General features: G+C 72.4%; 17 protein-coding genes. 3 read left to right on the forward strand and 14 right to left on the reverse strand.

Annotated elements, in window-relative coordinates:
• Window positions 1-121: 121 nt before the first annotated feature.
• The 8 genes from yajC to ABD361_RS08075 form a co-directional block, all read right to left on the reverse strand.
• Window positions 122-604: a preprotein translocase subunit YajC gene (gene yajC, locus ABD361_RS08040; protein WP_344434135.1), complete on the reverse strand. Its 483-nt coding sequence runs from the start codon at window positions 602-604 to the stop codon at window positions 122-124.
• 167 nt (window positions 605-771) lie between these two features.
• Entirely contained in the window at window positions 772-1,842 is a 1,071-nt protein-coding gene (gene ruvB, locus ABD361_RS08045) for a Holliday junction branch migration DNA helicase RuvB (RefSeq protein WP_344434137.1), read from the reverse strand.
• Between the two features lie 72 nt (window positions 1,843-1,914).
• Window positions 1,915-2,523: a Holliday junction branch migration protein RuvA gene (gene ruvA / locus ABD361_RS08050; RefSeq protein WP_344434138.1), complete on the reverse strand. Its 609-nt coding sequence runs from the start codon at window positions 2,521-2,523 to the stop codon at window positions 1,915-1,917.
• Window positions 2,520-3,071 (reverse strand): crossover junction endodeoxyribonuclease RuvC, encoded by a 552-nt coding sequence (gene ruvC, locus ABD361_RS08055; protein WP_344434139.1) that lies wholly within the window; start codon window positions 3,069-3,071, stop codon window positions 2,520-2,522. The genes ruvA and ruvC overlap by 4 nt, the downstream gene beginning before the upstream one ends.
• Before the next feature lie 120 nt (window positions 3,072-3,191).
• Window positions 3,192-3,944, reverse strand: a complete 753-nt coding sequence (locus tag ABD361_RS08060) for a YebC/PmpR family DNA-binding transcriptional regulator (RefSeq protein WP_344434140.1) — start codon at window positions 3,942-3,944, stop codon at window positions 3,192-3,194.
• 62 nt (window positions 3,945-4,006) lie between these two features.
• The gene (gene pdxT, locus ABD361_RS08065; protein WP_344434141.1) at window positions 4,007-4,600 is read right to left on the reverse strand and encodes a pyridoxal 5'-phosphate synthase glutaminase subunit PdxT; all 594 of its coding nucleotides are present in this window, start codon (window positions 4,598-4,600) and stop codon (window positions 4,007-4,009) included.
• 100 nt (window positions 4,601-4,700) lie between these two features.
• The gene (pdxS, locus tag ABD361_RS08070; RefSeq protein WP_344434142.1) at window positions 4,701-5,621 is read right to left on the reverse strand and encodes a pyridoxal 5'-phosphate synthase lyase subunit PdxS; all 921 of its coding nucleotides are present in this window, start codon (window positions 5,619-5,621) and stop codon (window positions 4,701-4,703) included.
• A 115-nt stretch (window positions 5,622-5,736) separates the two neighbouring features.
• Window positions 5,737-6,279 (reverse strand): LemA family protein, encoded by a 543-nt coding sequence (locus tag ABD361_RS08075; protein ID WP_344434143.1) that lies wholly within the window; start codon window positions 6,277-6,279, stop codon window positions 5,737-5,739.
• Between the two features lie 167 nt (window positions 6,280-6,446).
• Here ABD361_RS08075 and ABD361_RS08080 point away from each other — a divergent pair, with 167 nt between their 5' ends.
• Window positions 6,447-7,181 (forward strand): VC0807 family protein, encoded by a 735-nt coding sequence (locus ABD361_RS08080; RefSeq protein ID WP_344434145.1) that lies wholly within the window; start codon window positions 6,447-6,449, stop codon window positions 7,179-7,181.
• Window positions 7,182-7,313: 132 nt separating this feature from the next.
• On the opposite strand, the gene ABD361_RS08085 is transcribed toward ABD361_RS08080, so the two are convergent.
• From ABD361_RS08085 to pgsA, 3 genes are read right to left on the reverse strand one after another with little or no spacing between them, the layout of a single operon-like run.
• Entirely contained in the window at window positions 7,314-8,474 is a 1,161-nt protein-coding gene (locus ABD361_RS08085) for a glycosyltransferase family 4 protein (RefSeq protein WP_344434146.1), read from the reverse strand.
• Entirely contained in the window at window positions 8,471-9,397 is a 927-nt protein-coding gene (locus ABD361_RS08090; protein WP_344434147.1) for a phosphatidylinositol mannoside acyltransferase, read from the reverse strand. The genes ABD361_RS08085 and ABD361_RS08090 overlap by 4 nt, the downstream gene beginning before the upstream one ends.
• The gene (pgsA, locus tag ABD361_RS08095; protein ID WP_344434149.1) at window positions 9,394-10,059 is read right to left on the reverse strand and encodes a phosphatidylinositol phosphate synthase; all 666 of its coding nucleotides are present in this window, start codon (window positions 10,057-10,059) and stop codon (window positions 9,394-9,396) included. Before pgsA ends, ABD361_RS08090 begins: the two co-directional genes overlap by 4 nt.
• A gap of 245 nt (window positions 10,060-10,304) precedes the next feature.
• Here pgsA and ABD361_RS08100 point away from each other — a divergent pair, with 245 nt between their 5' ends.
• Both ABD361_RS08100 and ABD361_RS08105 read left to right on the forward strand, forming a co-directional pair.
• On the forward strand, window positions 10,305-12,512 hold the full coding sequence (locus ABD361_RS08100; protein WP_344434150.1) for an elongation factor G-like protein EF-G2: 2,208 nt from the start codon (window positions 10,305-10,307) through the stop codon (window positions 12,510-12,512).
• Between the two features lie 201 nt (window positions 12,513-12,713).
• A complete protein-coding gene (locus ABD361_RS08105; protein WP_344434151.1) occupies window positions 12,714-14,369 on the forward strand; it encodes a hypothetical protein in 1,656 nt (551 codons plus the stop codon).
• A 48-nt stretch (window positions 14,370-14,417) separates the two neighbouring features.
• Here the strand turns inward: ABD361_RS08105 and ABD361_RS08110 are convergent, their stop codons facing one another.
• The 3 genes from ABD361_RS08110 to ABD361_RS08120 form a co-directional block, all read right to left on the reverse strand.
• The gene (locus ABD361_RS08110; protein WP_344434152.1) at window positions 14,418-15,644 is read right to left on the reverse strand and encodes a YncE family protein; all 1,227 of its coding nucleotides are present in this window, start codon (window positions 15,642-15,644) and stop codon (window positions 14,418-14,420) included.
• The gene (locus tag ABD361_RS08115) at window positions 15,641-16,456 is read right to left on the reverse strand and encodes a polysaccharide deacetylase family protein (protein WP_344434153.1); all 816 of its coding nucleotides are present in this window, start codon (window positions 16,454-16,456) and stop codon (window positions 15,641-15,643) included. The genes ABD361_RS08110 and ABD361_RS08115 overlap by 4 nt, the downstream gene beginning before the upstream one ends.
• 99 nt (window positions 16,457-16,555) lie before the next feature.
• The gene (locus ABD361_RS08120) at window positions 16,556-17,116 is read right to left on the reverse strand and encodes an HIT family protein (protein ID WP_344434154.1); all 561 of its coding nucleotides are present in this window, start codon (window positions 17,114-17,116) and stop codon (window positions 16,556-16,558) included.
• Window position 17,117: the final 1 nt, after the last annotated feature.

The following is a 17,117-nucleotide window of genomic DNA, read 5'->3' on the forward strand; positions in this document are numbered from 1 at the left end:
CCGGCGTCGGGTTTCGCCGGGCGGCCACGAAATGTTGTGGGGACCTGCCCCCGCCGGAGCCTAGACCGTAACGGAACCGCGGCGCACCGTCGGGGAGGTGCTCCGCGGTTCCGGAAAGGGGTTACTTGGCGTCGCCGTCGCCCTTGGTGTCCTTCTTCTCCGCCTCGCCGGCGTCGCCGGGCTTCTCGGCGGACTTGTCCTCGGCCTTCTCCTCGGCGCCCTTGTGCAGGTCGATCTTCCCCTCGACCTGGGGCTCACCGGTCTCGACGGCCTCGGTCAGCGAGGAGGCGTCGTCGGGCACGACCGGGGTGTCCTCCGGCTCCAGGCCGTGGACGATGCGGTTGTACTCGGCGTCCTCGAGGACGGCCCCGATGGCGTTCTTCGCGTAGATGGCGTGGACGCCCGGGGCGACCTCGAGGAGGACCGTGTCCTCGTGGATCTCCTTGACGGTGGCGTACATCCCGCCGATCGTCCGGACACCGGTGCCGGGCTGCATCTGGTTGCGCATCTGCTGGGCCTGGCGCTGCTTGTTCTTGGCCGACCGGGTCATCAGGAACATGGCCCCGATGAGCACGATGAACGGCAGGAGACTCACGATATTCACGGGACGGGGTTTCCTTCACACGACCGCTTTGGGGGTGCGGCCTGGTCTACGGGGGTGGTAATGCCGTTCCCATTCGGACGGCATCGGCGGAGTCTAAGCGAGTCCGCACGAATGGAACAACGCCCAGCATGGCACCCCGGTTCCTGACCGGACCAGCCCCCGCGCCGTCACTCCCCGAAGAGGCCCTGCTGCCCCGCACCGCCCCCGCCGGGGCCGGCCTGCTGCGGCGGCGTCATCCCCATGTGCTCCCAGGCCGCCGGTGTGGCGATGCGGCCACGGGGCGTACGGGCCAGCAGCCCCTCCCGCACCAGGAACGGCTCGGCGACCTCCTCCACCGTCTCCCGCTCCTCCCCCACGGCCACGGCCAGGGTGGACAGGCCCACCGGACCGCCGCCGAACAGCTTGAGCAGCGCGGTCAGCACGGCGCGGTCCAGCCGGTCCAGGCCGCGGGCGTCGACCTCGTACACCTCCAGCGCCTGGGCGGCCGTCCGCTGCGTGATCACACCGTCGCCCTTGACCTGGGCGTAGTCGCGCACCCGGCGCAGCAGCCGGTTGGCGATGCGGGGCGTGCCGCGGGAGCGGCCGGCGATCTCGGCAGCGCCCTCGCCCTCGATCTCCACGTCCAGCAGACGGGCCGAGCGGTGCACGACGCGCTCCAGCTCCGCGGGGGCGTAGAACTCCATGTGCCCGGTGAAGCCGAAACGGTCCCGCAGCGGCGGCGGCAGCAGCCCGGCCCGGGTCGTGGCACCCACCAGGGTGAAGGGCGGCAGCTCAAGAGGGATGGCCGTGGCGCCCGGGCCCTTGCCCACGATGACGTCGACGCGGAAGTCCTCCATGGCCATGTACAGCATTTCCTCGGCCGGCCGGGACATGCGGTGGATCTCGTCCAGGAAGAGCACCTCGCCCTCGGTGAGCGAGGACAGGATCGCGGCCAGGTCACCGGCGTGCTGGATGGCGGGGCCGGAGGTGATGCGGATGGGCGCGCCCATCTCGGCCGCGATGATCATGGAGAGGGTGGTCTTGCCCAGGCCCGGGGCGCCCGAGAGCAGGACGTGGTCGGCGGTGGCCCCGCGGGCGCGGGCGGCCTTGAGCACCAGGTCGAGCTGCTCGCGCACGCGCTCCTGCCCGACGAACTCCCCCAGGTCCTTCGGCCGCAGCGCGGCCTCGACGGCCCGGTCCTCCCCGTCGGCGTCGGTGCCGACGAGACGATCGTCGTCCCAGTTCACGAGGTTCCTCACGGTTGCTTGGTCATGGGTGGGGTGGGCGGGGCGCGCCTATAGCCTTTGGTGCCAGCCTTTGGTGCCGACCTGTCAGCGAGCGCGGTTCAGCGTCTGCAGGGCCGCCCGCAGGAGCTGCCCCACCTGCGGCGTACCCCCCGCCGCCTCGGCCTGCGGCGCAACCGCTTCCACCGCCTCGTCCGCCTCGCGCGCCGCATAGCCCAGGCCGACGAGCGCGGCGTGCAGCTGATCCCTCCAGCCGGCAGCGGCTGCCGGACGAGCGGTCGGCGCCGCACCCACCGGTGCCCCCAGCCGGTCCTTCAGCTCCAGGAGCAGCTTCTGCGCACCCTTCTTCCCGATGCCCGGCACGGCGGTCAGCGCCTTCTCGTCCCCGGCCGCCACGGCCCGCCGCAGTGCATCGGGGCTGTGCACGGCCAGCATGGCCTGCGCGAGCCGCGGCCCCACTCCGCTCGCGGTCTGCAGCAGCTCGAAGGTCTGGCGTTCGTCGTCGTCGGCGAAGCCGTACAGCGTCAGCGAGTCCTCGCGGACGACGAGGGACGTGGCGAGCCGGGCCGGTTCGCCGATGCGCAATTGCGCGAGCGTGCCGGGGGTGCACTGGACGGCCATGCCCACGCCACCGACCTCGACGACGGCGGTGTCGGGGGCGAGGGCCGCGACCGGCCCGGAGACGAAGGCGATCATCGGGTGCCCTTCGGGAGTCGTACGGGGGCGCCGGCGCGGCGCTGGGCGGCGGCGAGCTGCTGGAGGCGGCCGGCCGCGGGGGCCCGCCAGATGTGGCAGATGGCCAGGGCCAGGGCATCGGCGGCGTCGGCGGGTTTGGGGGGCGCGTCGAGCCGCAGCAGGCGGGTGACCATCGAGCCGACCTGGGCCTTGTCGGCCCGGCCGGAGCCGGTGACGGCGGCCTTGACCTCGCTGGGGGTGTGCAGGGCGACCGGCAGTCCGCGCCGGGCGGCGCACAGCATGGCGACCGCGCTGGCCTGGGCCGTGCCCATGACCGTACGGACGTTGTGCTGGCTGAAGACCCGCTCCACGGCGACGTATTCGGGCCGGTGGGCATCGAGCCATTCCTCGATGCCGCGCTCGATGAGGACGAGGCGCTCGGCGGTGTCCGCGTCGGCATCCGTGCGCACGACGCCGACGCCGAGCATGCGCAGCGGCCGGCCGGCCGTGCCCTCGACGACGCCGATGCCGCATCGTGTCAGGCCCGGGTCCACGCCCAGCACCCTCATCGCGCCCCTCCCTCCGGTCGGCCGTTCACCTGCGGCAGCAGGCTATCGGCCGGCACTGACAAAGCGACGGGCCGACGGGGGTGTCCCGTCGGCCCGTCGCAGCCGGCCGTGTCGGCCGGATCAGGCGTCGACCTTCGCCATGACCTCGTCGGAGACGTCGAAGTTGGCGAAGACGTTCTGGACGTCGTCGCTGTCCTCGAGCGCGTCGATCAGCTTGAAGATCTTGCGCGCGGCGTCCTCGTCGAGCTCCACCTGCATGGTGGGGACGAAGTTGGCCTCGGCGGAGTCGTAGTCGATGCCGGCCTCCTGCAGCGCGGTGCGCACCGCGACGAGGTCGGTGGCCTCGCTGAGGATCTCGAAGTTCTCGCCGAGGTCGTTGACCTCCTCGGCACCGGCGTCGAGGACCGCGCCGAGCACGTCGTCCTCGGTGAGCTCGCCCTTGGGGACGATGATGACGCCCTTGCGGTTGAACAGGTAGGAGACCGAGCCCGGGTCGGCCATGGAACCGCCGTTGCGGGTCATGGCGACGCGCACGTCGGAGGCGGCGCGGTTGCGGTTGTCGGTGAGGCACTCGATGAGCACCGCGACACCGTTGGGGCCGTAGCCCTCGTACATGATCGTCTCGTAGTCGGCGCCGCCGGCCTCGAGACCGCCACCGCGCTTGATCGCGGAGTCGATGTTCTTGTTCGGGACCGACTGCTTCTTCGCCTTCTGGACGGCGTCGTAGAGCGTCGGGTTGCCGTCGAGGTCGACGCCGCCCATGCGGGCCGCGACCTCGATGTTCTTGATCAGCTTCGCGAAGAGCTTGCCGCGCTTGGCATCGATCACGGCCTTCTTGTGCTTCGTCGTAGCCCATTTAGAGTGGCCGGACATCCGCCTGTCTCCTTCTTCGCGTAACCGATTGCGTAACGAATGACAGAGATCCTACCGGGATCTCAGGACTGGGCCGCGCGCACCATCTCCACGAAGAGCCCGTGCACCCGGTGGTCGCCGGTGAGTTCCGGGTGGAAGGAGGTGGCCAGCACGTTGGCCTGCCGGACGGCGACGGTGTGGCCGTCGTAGGTGGCGAGGACCTCGGTGCGGGCGCCGGTGGACTCGACCCAGGGGGCGCGGATGAAGACGCCCTCCACGGGGCCGCCCTCGATGCCGTCCATCTCGATGGACGCCTCGAAGGACTCGTTCTGGCGGCCGAAGGCGTTGCGGCGCACGATCATGTCGATGCCGCCGAGGGTCTCCTGGTCCTCGCGGCCGTCGAGGATCTTGTCGGCGAGCATGATCATGCCGGCGCAGGTGCCGTAGACGGGCATGCCGGCCCGCACCCGCTCGCGCAGCGGCTGGAGCATGCCGAAGGCGACGGCGAGCTTGGACATCGTGGTGGACTCGCCACCGGGGATCACCAGGCCGTCGACCTCGGCGAGTTCCTCGGGACGGCGCACCGGCCGGGCCACCGCGTCGGCGGCGGCGAGGGCGACCAGGTGCTCGCGGACGTCGCCCTGCAGGGCGAGGACACCGATGGTGGGGGTGGACACGGTGGGGCTACCTCTCACATGGGGACGGCTTCGCGCCGGTGGTACGGACCGTGGGCGGCCCGCGACGTGCCGCGGACCGCCCACCGGAGGAAGAGCTGTGTCACCAACCGCGGTTGGCGTACCGCTCGGCCTCGGGGAGGGTGTCGCAGTTGATGCCGACCATGGCCTCGCCCAGGTTGCGGGAGGCGTCCGCGATGACCTTCGGGTCGTCGTAGAAGGTGGTGGCCTTCACGATGGCGGCGGCGCGCTTGGCCGGGTCGCCGGACTTGAAGATGCCGGAGCCGACGAAGACGCCCTCGGCGCCGAGCTGGCGCATCAGCGCCGCATCCGCCGGGGTGGCCACGCCGCCCGCGGAGAACAGCACGACCGGCAGCTTGCCGAGCTCGGCGACCTCCTTGACGAGCTCGTAGGGGGCGCGCAGCTCCTTGGCGGCCGCGTACAGCTCGTGGTTGTCGAAGCCGCGCAGCTTGGCGATCTCGTTCTTGATCTGGCGCAGGTGACGAACGGCCTCGACGACGTTGCCGGTGCCGGCCTCGCCCTTGGAGCGGATCATGGCCGCGCCCTCGGCGATGCGGCGCAGGGCCTCGCCCAGGTTGGTGGCACCGCAGACGAAGGGGGTGGTGAACGCCCACTTGTCGGAGTGGTTGACCTCGTCCGCCGGGGTGAGGACCTCGGACTCGTCGATGTAGTCGACGCCGAGGGACTGCAGGACCTGGGCCTCGACGAAGTGGCCGATGCGGGACTTGGCCATGACCGGGATCGAGACGGCGTCGATGATGCCTTCGATCATGTCCGGGTCGGACATGCGGGCGACGCCGCCGTCCTTGCGGATGTCGGCGGGGACCCGCTCCAGGGCCATGACCGCGACCGCGCCGGCGTCCTCGGCGATCTTCGCCTGCTCCGGCGTGACGACGTCCATGATCACGCCGCCCTTGAGCTGCTCGGCCATGCCGCGCTTGACGCGCGCGGTGCCGGTCTCCGGGGCGCCGGGGGCAATGGACGACGTGCTGGTGGTGGACACGATGTGACCTCGCTACTCAAGGGCCGTTACTACTGCAGCCTCATGAAAGCGGCCTGCCCGACCGGGGAAAAAGAGCCAATTCGAGGCCGGTGGCTCCCGCCGTGCCCCGCCCGGCTCAGCGACCGGTCCGGTCGGTCAGGGCGAGGGGCGGCTCGTCGTCCATCTCGAAGGCCATCGGGAACGGTGCATGACCGGCCAGGCGGAACCAGCGGACCTTGCGGTGCCGGCGCAGCGCCCTGGCCGCGCGAACCGCGTCGTTGTGGAACCTGCGGGCCATGGGCACCCTGCGCACGGCCTGGGTCAGCTCCTGCAGCGACTCGTCGCCGCCGGGCGCCCGGTGCACCTCGTCGACCTGCTGGGCCTCGGCGAAGACCGCCCGCAGGGCCTGGCTGAGCTCGCTCTCGGCGACCTCGCGCTGCTCCTCCTCGGCCTGCCGGGCGGCGTGCGAGGCCTGGTAGAGCACGATGGAGGCGGCCGGATCGAGCACGCCGGCGGTGGCGAGCTCCTGGGCGACCGAGGCACGCCGCAGGAGCTGGGCGTCCAGGGCGGCCCGCGCGGCGTCGATGCGGCTGTGCAGCCGGTCGAGCCGGCCGGCGGTCCAGCTCAGGTAGACGCCGATGACGACGAGGGCCACCGCGATCCAGATCAATGTGCTCACGGCGGGTCACGTTACCCTCCGGGCGCGGTGCTCCACCCCGGGACGGAGAAGGGTGGAGAAGGACGGGGCGGCGGTCTCCACCCTGCATTCCACCCGTGCGCCGATCCGGCTCCACCCGCCCGGCACCTAGCGTCGTGGGCAGGACGCCGGACCGCCGGGAGGCACACATGTCACCGCCCACCACACCCCGCACCACACCGGACGACACCGCGCCGGACAACGCCCCGGGCACGTCGCCGGGTGCGCCACCGGCCTCCCTGACGCGCACGCTGCGTCCGCTGCTCGCCCCGCTGGCGATCAGCATCGCGCTGCCGCTCGCCCTGTACTACGCCCTGCGCGCCGGCGGCATGGCCCAGTGGCAGGCCCTGCTGCTCAGCAGCATCGTGCCGGCCGGGCACGCGGTGGCGCAGGCCGTGCGCACACGCCGCGCGGAGGTCTTCGACCTGCTGATCGTGGCCCTGCTGCTCGTCTCCGCGGGCACATCGCTGATCAGCGGCAGCCCACGGGTGCTGTTGCTGAAGGACGCCGGCCTGCCCGCCGTGCTGGGCCTGTGGATCCTGGGCACCTTGTGGGCGGCACGCCCCTTCGCCTACCGGTTCGGGGAGCGGTTGCGCGGGCCGGACGGCGCCTCCGCTGCGGAGCTGGCCTGGCAGGAGCGCCCTGAGTTCCGCTCCGCCCTGCGGCGGCTGACGCTGCTGTGGGCCGCGGGTCAGCTCCTGGACGCGGGCTTGAGCACCCTGGAGGCCCTGACCCTGCCCGTGGACGCGGTGCCGGTCATCGGCAGGTTCCAGTCGCTGACGCTGCTGGCCGTGGTCGTGGTCGTGACCGTGCGCGGCAGCCGGGCGTTCCGGGCACGGCACGGGATATCCCTGTTCGCCGCACAGCCAACCACCAGCAGCTAGGGCCCCGTAAGGGGCGCGGGGAACTGCGCGATCGGCCCGCGACGGCCCGCAGTCGACGCACCACCCTGGGATCCGGGCGAACACGGCCCCGTAAGGGGCGCGGGGCACCGTGCAAGGCGCGCCGGGCAGGCGCTAGTCGCGGGCCAGGCCGAAGCGGGACCGCAGGGTCGAGCGCTCGTCGGTGGCCACGGAGGCCGCACCGGCGGTGACCGTCTCGTAGACGGCGAGGATGTCGGCGCCCACGGTCGACCAGTCGAAGCGGCGTACGTGCCTGCTGCCCCGCTCGCTCAGCTCGGCGCGCCGGTCGGCGTCGCCCAGCAGCCGCACCGCGGCGTCGGCCAGGGCCTGGGCATCCTCGTTGGCGAACAGCTCGCCGGCCGAGCCGTGGTCGAGCACCTGGGCGAAGGCGTCCAGGTCGCTGGCGAGGACGGGCGCCCCGGCCGAGAGCGCCTCGACGAGGATGATGCCGAAGGACTCGCCGCCGGTGTTGGGCGCGACATACAGGTCGACGCTGCGCAGCAGGCGGGCCTTGTCCTCGTCGCTGACCATGCCGAGGAACTCGACGCTGTCGCGCATCCGCGGGGGCAGGGCGGCGACCGCCTCCTCCTCGTCGCCGCGGCCGGCGACCAGCAGCCGGGTGCCGGGGCGGGCGGCGAGGATCGCCGGCAGGGCCCGCATCAGGACGGGCAGGCCCTTGCGGGGCTCGTCGATGCGGCCGATGAAGCCGATCGTCCCGCCCTGCCACTCGGGGCGGGGCTCGGCCCGGGCGAAGAAGTCGACGTCGACGCCATTGGGGATGACGACGGCGTCCCCGCCCAGGTGCTCGACCAGGGTCCGGCGGGCGTACTCGCTCACCGCGATCCGGGCGCTGATCTTCTCCAGGGCGGGCTGGAGGATGGGATAGGCCGCGATCATGGCGCGCGAGCGCGGGTTGGAGGTGTGGAAGGTCGCCACGATGGGGCCCTGGGCGGCCCAGCAGGCCAGCAGTCCCAGCGAGGGGGAGGTGGGCTCGTGGATGTGGATGACGTCGAAGTTGCCCTCGTGCAGCCAGCGGCGCACCCGGGCGGCGGAGAGGAAGCCGAAGTTCAGCCGGGCCACCGAGCCGTTGTAGGGCACGGGCACGGCGCGGCCGGCGGGCACCACGAAGGGGGGCACGGGCGTGTCGTCGTCCGCGGGCGCCAGCACCGACACCTCGTGGCCGAGCCGGATCAGGTGCTCGGCCAGGTCGCGGATGTGGAACTGCACACCGCCGGGGACGTCCCAGGCGTAGGGGCAGACGATCCCGATCCTCACGGCTTCTCCGTTCCGGAGCTCTCGTCGGTGCGGGGGCGCGGGTCCAGGTCGGCGAGCCAGAGCCGCTGGAGCATGTGCCAGTCCTGCGGGTGCTCGGCGATACCGGAGGCGAAGGCGTCGGCCAGCTGCTGGGTCATCGCGGCGACCTTCTCGCCCCGGCTGCCCTGCTGCGGCACCTCGACGGCCTCGTGTATCCGGGCGCGCATCACCGGCGAGCGGTCGTACCAGAGGGTCACCGGCAGCAGGGCGGCACCGGTCTGCACGGCGAGGGCGGCGGGGCCGGCCGGCATCTTCGCCCGCTCCTTGAAGAAGTCGACCTCGATGCCGGAGGAGGACAGGTCGCGGTCGGCCACCAGGCACACCGCCCCGCCCGCCCGCAGCCGCCGGGCCAGGGTGCCGAAGGCACCGGCCCCGGCGTGCGGCAGGACCTCCATGCCCAGGCCCTCGCGGTAGGCCACGAAGCGGTCGTAGAGCTTCTCGGGCTTGAGCCGCTCGGCGACGGTGGTGAAGGGAATGCCCATGGCGGTGGTCAGCCAGGCCCCGGCGAGGTCGTAATTGCCCATGTGCGGCAGGGCCAGCACCACGCCGCGGCCGGCGGCCACGGCCTCTTCGAGCCGCTCCACGCCCTGGACGGCGATCCCGGCGCGGATGCGTTCCGGGCTCCACACCGGCAGCCGGAAGGACTCCATCCAGTACCGCATGTACGAGCGCATGCCCGCCCGGGAGAGCTCGGCGAGGCGCTCGGGCCCCGCGCCCGGGACCACCCGGGCCAGATTGGCCTCCAGGCGCAGCACGCCCCGCCCGCGGCGGCGCCACGCCGTGTCGGCGATCTGCCGGCCCAGGGCGGCGACCGCCGGCTCGGGCAGTCGTTTGACCGTCGCCCAGCCCAGCCCGTACAGCGCGTCGGTCAGCTCCTCCTTCACACGCCCTCGCCCCCGCCGGTCGTCGCCGTGACGGCGTCCGCCTCGGCGGATTCGCGACGTACGGTCACCACGCGCTGGATCAGCGTGACCAGGCTGCCGACGGCCACGATCCACAGGGCGATGGGCAGCAGCTTGTCGATGTAGGGCACGCCGAACTTGTGCAGTCCGGAGAAGCCGCAGGCCACCAGGGAGATCACCAGGCGTTCGGCCCGCTCGACCAGGCCGTTGACGTTCACCGGCAGGCCGATGCTCTCGCCGCGCGCCTTGGTGTACGACACGACCTGTCCGCTGGCCAGGCAGAAGATCGCGACCGCGCACAGCGTGAGACTGTCCCCGCGCCCGGCGTACCACAGGGCCAGGCCGCCGAAGATGGCCGAGTCGGCCACCCGGTCCAGGGTCGAGTCCAGGAAGGCGCCCCACCGGCTGGAGCGGCCGAGCTGCCGGGCCATGTTGCCGTCGACCAGGTCGGAGAAGACGAACAGCGTGATGACGACCGTGCCCCAGAAGAACTCGCCCCGGGGATAGAACGCCAGCGCGCCCGCCACCACTCCACCGGTGCCGATGAGGGTCACCGCGTCGGGGCTGACGCCGAGGCGGATGAGCAGTGCGGCGAACGGCGTGAGAACACGCGTGAAGAACGCACGCGCGTACTTGTTCAGCATGGCCTTCCCGGAGGGTCGTGTGCGGGCCAAGTGGTCTTGAGGGCCACCGGCTGGCCCATCGTAGCCAGCAGGCCGGTCCCCGCCGCGCACACGTCGCTCCCCCGCCGTTCCTCCCAGGTCACACGCGCCCCCGGGACACCGCACCCGTGCACACCCGGTTGCCGCGCCGCGTGCGACGTATGGACGCAGCGTGACCACGGTGGAAAGCTCGAAGGACCGCAGGTGTCGACCGGAAGGCGAGACACATGGGCGAGAAGACGAGTACGCATCCAGGGGCCGCCGGCAGGGCAGTGACGGCCGACCGGCCCGGCAGCATCCGCAACGTGGTGCTGGTCGGCCACAGTGGCTCCGGCAAGACCACACTGGTCGAGGCGATGGCCCTGACCACCGGCGCGGTCAACCGGGCCGGCCGGGTCGAGGAGGGCTCGGCGCTCTCCGACTACGACGAGATCGAACACCGTCAGCAGCGCTCCGTACAGCTCTCCCTGGTGCCCGTGGAGTGGGAGGGCATCAAGATCAACCTGCTGGACACGCCCGGTTACGCCGACTTCGTCGGCGAGCTGCGCGCCGGACTGCGCGCGGCGGACGCCGCCCTCTTCGTGGTCTCCGCGGCCGAGGGCACCGAGGGCATCTCCGGCCCCACCCGCATGGTGTGGGAGGAGTGCGCGGCCGTCGGCATGCCGCGCGCCATCGTGGTGACGCACCTGGAGGCGGCCCGCGCGGACTTCGAGGGAATGACGGAGGCCTGCCGCGCCGCGTTCGGCGGCGACTCCCCCGAGAGCGTGCTGCCGCTGTACCTGCCCGTGCACGGGCCCGAGGGCCCCGACGGCCACCGCCCGGTCACCGGCCTCATCGGGCTGCTCACCGGCCGCGTCTTCGACTACTCCACCGGCACCCGGACCGAGTCCGTGCCCGGCCCCGAGGAGCTGCCGCGCATCGAGGAGGCCCGCAACCGGCTCATCGAGGGCATCATCGCCGAGAGCGAGGACGAGACCCTCATGGACCGCTACCTCGGCGGCGAGGAGATCGACGTCAAGACGCTCATCGAGGACCTCGAGCGCGCGGTCGCCCGCGGCAGCTTCCACCCCGTGCTCGCCGCCGCCCCCGCCGCCGAGGGCGCCCGCCACGGCCTGGGCACCGTCGAGCTGCTGGAGCTGATCACCGGCGGCTTCCCCACGCCCCTGGAGCGCACCGCCCCCGACGTCACCACCCCCGACGGCCGGCCGCGCCCGCGGCTGAGCTGCGACCCGGCCGGCCCGCTGGCCGCCGAGGTCGTCAAGACCGCCTCCGACCCCTACGTCGGCCGCATCTCCCTCGTGCGCGTCTTCTCCGGCACCCTGCGCCCCGACGAGACCGTGCACGTCTCCGGCCACGGCCTGGAGGAGCGCGGCCACGAGGACCACGACGTCGACGAGCGGGTCGGCGCGCTGTCCTCCCCCTTCGGCAAGCAGCAGCGCCAGCTGAGCCAGGCCGTCGCCGGTGACATCGCCTGCGTCGCCAAGCTCACCCGCGCCGAGACCGGCGACACCCTCTCCGGGCGCGACGATCCGCTGCTGATGGAGCCCTGGCTGATGCCCGACCCCCTGCTGCCCGTCGCCATCCAGGCGCACAGCAAGGCGGACGAGGACAAGCTCTCCCAGGGCCTGGCCCGCCTCGCCGCCGAGGACCCCACGATGCGGCTGGAGCAGAACCCCGGCACCCACCAGGTCGTCCTGTGGTGCCTGGGCGAGGCGCACCGCGACGTCGCCCTGGAGCGGCTGCGCTCGCGCTACGGCGTCCAGGTCGACGTCGTCCCGCACAAGGTCTCGCTGCGGGAGACCTTCGCCACCAAGGCGGCCGGCCGGGGCCGGCACGTCAAGCAGTCCGGCGGCCACGGCCAGTACGCGATCTGCGAGATCGAGGTCGAGCCCCTGCCGGGCGGCTCCGGCATCGAGTTCGTCGACAAGGTCGTCGGCGGGGCCGTGCCCCGGCAGTTCATCCCCTCCGTCGAGAAGGGCGTGCGCGCCCAGGCCGCCAAGGGCGTGGCCGCCGGCTACCCCCTGGTCGACGTCCGCGTCACCCTCCTCGACGGCAAGGCGCACTCCGTGGACTCCTCCGACGCCGCGTTCCAGACCGCGGGCGCGCTCGCGCTGCGCGAGGCGGCGGCCGAGGCGCGCATCCACCTGCTGGAGCCCGTCGCCGAACTCCAGGTCCTCGTCGCGGACGAGTACGTCGGCCCGGTCATGAGCGATCTGTCGGGCCGCCGCGGCCGCGTCGTGGGCACGGAGCAGTCCGGTTCCGGCCGCACCCTGGTACGCGCCGAGGTGCCCGAGATCGAGATCGGCCGGTACGCGGTGGACCTGCGCTCGCTGTCGCACGGCACGGGCCGCTTCAGCCGCTCCTACGCCCGGCACGAGCCCATGCCCCCGCAGGTCGCCGAGCGCGTGCGCGAACAGGCCGACGAGAGCGCGTAGTTCACCGGCACCGCCGGCGGCAGACGCCGGCCGCCCGCTCCAACTCCCCTGTCGGAGCGGGCGGCTTCCGGACTGCTTCGGGATCTCCACGACACGCGGCGCCCGGCCCGGTTACGCTGAGCGTGCGGCCCATGACGCAACACCTGGGCGGCAGTCGGGAGAACACCGGCGCAACCGGAGCGCACGGTATGGGGGGCGGCAGTGGCAGCAGGGGACGCGTTCGACTTCAGCCCGGGTGCACAGGTCCCGGTGTCCGGCGGGGCCGGCCAGACCGCGGCGACCTTCGCCCTGGCCTCCGCCGCCTACCGCGACGGCCCCGTCGACGAGCTGCTGAAGGCCAACTCCGACTGGGCCTCCTCGGAAGTGAAGAAGGCCCGCATCTCCCTCTTCGAGCCCAACTTCGGCGAGGCCTTCGCGCGCGCCGTGCAGACCCGCATGCTGGGCGGCGGCCGGAAACCGCTCATCCAGTCCTTCGGACTGGAGCCGCAGGTCATCGTCGAGCACTGCCTGGCGGCCTCCCGCATCCGCAAGGAGCGCGACACCCGGCTGACGATCATCATGGTCGTCTGCGGGCTGCTGTTCCTGCCCGGCGTCCTGCTCTGGCTCGGCGCCTTCCAGCTGCGCCGCACCCTCGCCGGCGCCCAGGACAAGCGCGCCGGCGCGCTGGGCACCGCCGTGCTCACGCTGCTGGGCATCGTCGTCGCGGTCCTGCTGATCAAACTGCCCTTCGGGGGGCTGCTCAACCTCTACCTGCGCGCCATGGTGATCGTGCCCGTCATCGGCGGCTACCTGGCCAAGACGGTGTGCGAGCGCACCGCCAGGGACCTGCGAGACCGCTGGAGCGGCCTCGTCGGCGGCAGCGCCGTCCCCGCCAAGATCCCCGAGGCCGTGCCCCGCGACCCCGGCCACAGCACCGCCGAGACCCTCCGCCAGAACCTGGCCAAGCTCTCCGCCGAACAGCGCAGCAACGTCGCCTTCTACGCCGGCCCCAAGGGCATCCTCGGCATGGGCACCCGCTGGGGCAGCTGGCAGCTCGCCGAGGACCTCGTCCCCGCCACCCCCGGCAAGGACATCACCCCCTTCCGCAGCTGGGACATCGTCCGCGCCGTCCACGACGACCTCAAGCTCCTGGAGCGCACCCCCATCAACACCGGCGGCCTGACCGCCCCGCAGGTCGAGCACTGGGTCGTCGTGCCCATCGGCGAGGGCGCCGGCGCCGTCTCCCGGCCCGCCGGCACGGACGCCGCCTACCAGATACGCGGCACCCAGCTGCAGGACATCTGCGACAAGCAGCACTTCGGCAGCGGCGACCGGCACTACCTGGGCGTGCAGTTCGTCCTGTGGGACGGCCAGCTCGTCATCACCCTGCTGGTCAACGTCACCGTCCTGCACAAGACGTTGCGCATCGAGGTCACCGGCCACGCCCTCGGCCCCACCCACTCGCTCTTCAACGCCGGCCCCAAGAACCGCACCCAGACCTACCGCAAGGTGCTGAAGTTCTGGGAGAGCCGCACCCGTACGCTCCCCGTCGTCCCGCCCAAGGAGGTCGTACGGCTCGCCGCCCGCGCCCCCCTCACCTGGTACCCGCCGCTGCTGGAGTACTGGGGCGGCAAGCTGGTGCTGCCCGAGCCGTTCGGGCTGCGCCACGCCTGGGCGGACCAGCCCTGGCGCCACCGCTTCATGGCCGACGACGCCCTGCGCGCCGCCACCCCGGTCCTGCGCGTCGTGCACCAGGCGGCGCTGCGCGTCCTGGCCGACCACGGCGTGAACACCGAGCGCTTCGTCAACCGCGCCGGCACCCTCAGCGGCGCCGTCCAGGACCCGACCCCGCGCCGGGCGGACGTCTACAACGCGTAGCGCCCCTGACGGGGCGCTGCACGATCCGGGCCGCCAACGGGCGTACCGCTAGCGGAAGATGCCCGTGTGGCCGAGCGAGTAGCGGCCCGGCTGCGGATAGACGGCGAGGCCGTGCGGGCCGTCGCCCACCTTGATGCGGGCGATCTGGTGCCCGTCGGTGGTGTCGATGGCGTACACCTCGCTGTTGTAACGGCCCGACAGCCACAGCACCTTGCCGTCCGCGGAGACGCCGCCCATGTCGGGGCTGCCGCCGTCCGGCAGCTCCCACTTCTTCACCAGCTTGCGGCTGGGCAGGTCGAGCACCGAGATGGAGCCCTCGCCGCGGTTGGAGATGTACATCGACTTCGAGTCGCGGCTGACGTACAGCCCGTGCGCGCCCTTGCCGGTGGGCATCAGCCACGGCTCGGTGAACTTGTCCCCGTCCAGCACCCAGACGCCGTCGGCCATCATGTCCGCGATGTACCAGGTCTTGCCGTCGGACGAGATCTTCACGTCCTGCGGCATGGCCCCGTCGAAGGGCAGCTTCTGCTGGTCGATCACCTTCATCTTCGCCGTGTCGACCTTGAGGAGTTCACCGGAGAACTCGCAGGAGACGATGAAGTACCGCCCGTCGGGCGAGAAGTCCGCGTGGTTGACCCCGAGGCAGTTGACGTGTTCCGTCCGGACCCGCTTCATGGTGTGCGCGTCACGGAAGACCAGCTCCCGGTCCATCGACGCCATCACCACGGCGTACTTCCCGTCGGGGGTGAAGTAGAGGTTGTACGGGTCGTGCACCTCGACGGTCTTGCCCGCCTTGCCGGTGGCCGGGTCGATCGGCGTGAGCGTGTGGCCGCGGTCGTTGTTGACCCACAGCGTCTTCAGGTCCCACGAGGGCACCACGTGCTGCGGCTGGTTGCCCACCGGGATCGTCTCGATGACCTTGTACGTTTTGGGGTCGATGACGCTGACCGTGTCGGACTCGGTGTTCGGCACGTACACCCGCGACGGGAAGTCCTTCACCACGGGCGACAGCGCGTTCGGCCGGTCCGCCGCGTACAGGTCGTTGGGGTCGAGCAGCGGCGGCATGCCTGGCAGGCCCTGGGTGACGCCCCGGGCCGCGCCCTGGCCGCGCGAGCCCCGCCGCTCCCCCGCCGGCGGCCCGTCGTCCCCGCTGCCGCAGCCCGCCGCCAGGAGGGCGCACACGGTCGCGAGCAGCACGGCCCCGCGGACGCGGGCGGAGCGGGAGGAGTAGCCGGGACGGAGGCGTCCTGTGCGGTGATGCGAGAACTGGATCATCGGGTCAGCAGCTCCGTAGTCGTCACCGCACGCAGGCCGCGGCGGTGCAGGCCGTCGAGGATCGCGGGCAGTGCGGCGAGGGTGCCGGCGTGCCCGAAGTGCAGACTGACCACCGAACCCGGCCGCACCGCGTTCAACACGGTACGCCGGACCGCCTCGGCGCCCGGGTCGGTGAAGTCGAGCGAGTCCACGTCGTACGACAGGACGTGCGGATACCCGGCCCGGCGGGCCAGCCGGACCACCTGATCGGTCGCCCGCCGGGCGCGCGACGGCCGGAACCAGCGGCCGATGCCTCCCGTGAGCCTGCGCAGCCGCTCGGCACACTCGGTGATCTCGGCGTAGGCGGCCTGCTCCGGCATCGAACAGATGCTCAGGTGGCGCATGGTGTGGTTGCCCAGCTCGTGCCCGCCGTCCAGCACCCGCCGGGCCAGCTGCGGTTGGGCGTCGAGCCAGGTGCCCACGGCCAGCACGGTGATCCGCGCGCCGGCCCGTTCGACCTCCGACAGCACGGCCGTCGCCGCCTTCGCGTCGCCCGCGCCGTGGAAGGTGAGCGCCACCGCCCGCGCCCCGCGCGGGCCGTGGTCGATCTGGGCGGGCAGCCCCGGCGGCAGCCGGGGCAGCATCAGCGGCGCCCCCGGCAGCGCGGCGGCCCCCGTGCCGCCGGCCTTCGAGCCGGAGGGCGCCGGCGCGCCCGGCCGGTGGCCGGCGGCCGGACGGTCACCGCCGCATCCCGCGGCAGCGGTCCCGGCGGCCCCGGCCAGGGCACTGCCCATGGCCGCGCGCAGCACGGTGCGACGGTGGAGGAAGGTCACCGTCCCATTAGAGCTCTTTTAAAAATAATCAGTGCGATTTGCCCGTTTTTGGGTAGCGCGTGTCCTGTCCCGTCGGGGCGCTGACCGATTTCTGCCCGTCTACGCGCTCGGCCAGACGTCGGCGAGCATCTTGCGGGTGTCGGCGAGGAGCTGGGGCAGGATCTTGGTGTGGCCCACCACCGGCATGAAATTGGTGTCGCCACCCCAGCGCGGCACGATGTGCTGGTGCAGGTGCGCGGCGATGCCCGCACCCGCGACGCCGCCCTGGTTCATGCCGATGTTGAAGCCGTGGGCGCCCGACGCCTCCCGCAGGGCGCGCATCGCGCGCTTGGTGAAGTCGGCGAGCTCGGCGGTCTCGTCGTCGTCCAGCTCGGTGTAGTCGGCGACGTGACGGAACGGCACGATCATCATGTGCCCGCCGTTGTACGGGTAGAGGTTGAGTACCGCGTAGACACGCTCGCCGCGGGCGACGACGAGCCCGTCCTCGTCGCTCTTGGCCGGGATCGAGCAGAACGGGCACCCGTCCCCGGCACCGGGGCCGGTGGGCTTGTTCTCCCCCTGGATGTACGCCATCCGGTGGGGGGTCCACAGGCGCTGGAACGCATCGGGCGTCCCGACTCCGAACTGCTGCTCCGGCTCACTCGTCATGGGGTGAAGCATA

It is taken from the genome of Streptomyces luteosporeus (assembly GCF_039532865.1).
GTDB lineage: Bacteria > Actinomycetota > Actinomycetes > Streptomycetales > Streptomycetaceae > Streptomyces > Streptomyces luteosporeus.

Coding starts and splice junctions, on each gene's coding strand:
- ruvA (WP_344434138.1), bottom strand. CDS start 2,523: ATGATCGCCTTCGTCTCCGGGCCGGTCGCGGCCCTCGCCCCCGACACC.
- ruvC (WP_344434139.1), bottom strand. CDS start 3,071: ATGAGGGTGCTGGGCGTGGACCCGGGCCTGACACGATGCGGCATCGGC.
- ABD361_RS08060 (WP_344434140.1), bottom strand. CDS start 3,944: ATGTCCGGCCACTCTAAATGGGCTACGACGAAGCACAAGAAGGCCGTG.
- ABD361_RS08080 (WP_344434145.1), top strand. CDS start 6,447: ATGTCACCGCCCACCACACCCCGCACCACACCGGACGACACCGCGCCG.
- pgsA (WP_344434149.1), bottom strand. CDS start 10,059: ATGCTGAACAAGTACGCGCGTGCGTTCTTCACGCGTGTTCTCACGCCG.
- ABD361_RS08100 (WP_344434150.1), top strand. CDS start 10,305: ATGGGCGAGAAGACGAGTACGCATCCAGGGGCCGCCGGCAGGGCAGTG.
- ABD361_RS08110 (WP_344434152.1), bottom strand. CDS start 15,644: ATGATCCAGTTCTCGCATCACCGCACAGGACGCCTCCGTCCCGGCTAC.
- ABD361_RS08120 (WP_344434154.1), bottom strand. CDS start 17,116: ATGCTTCACCCCATGACGAGTGAGCCGGAGCAGCAGTTCGGAGTCGGG.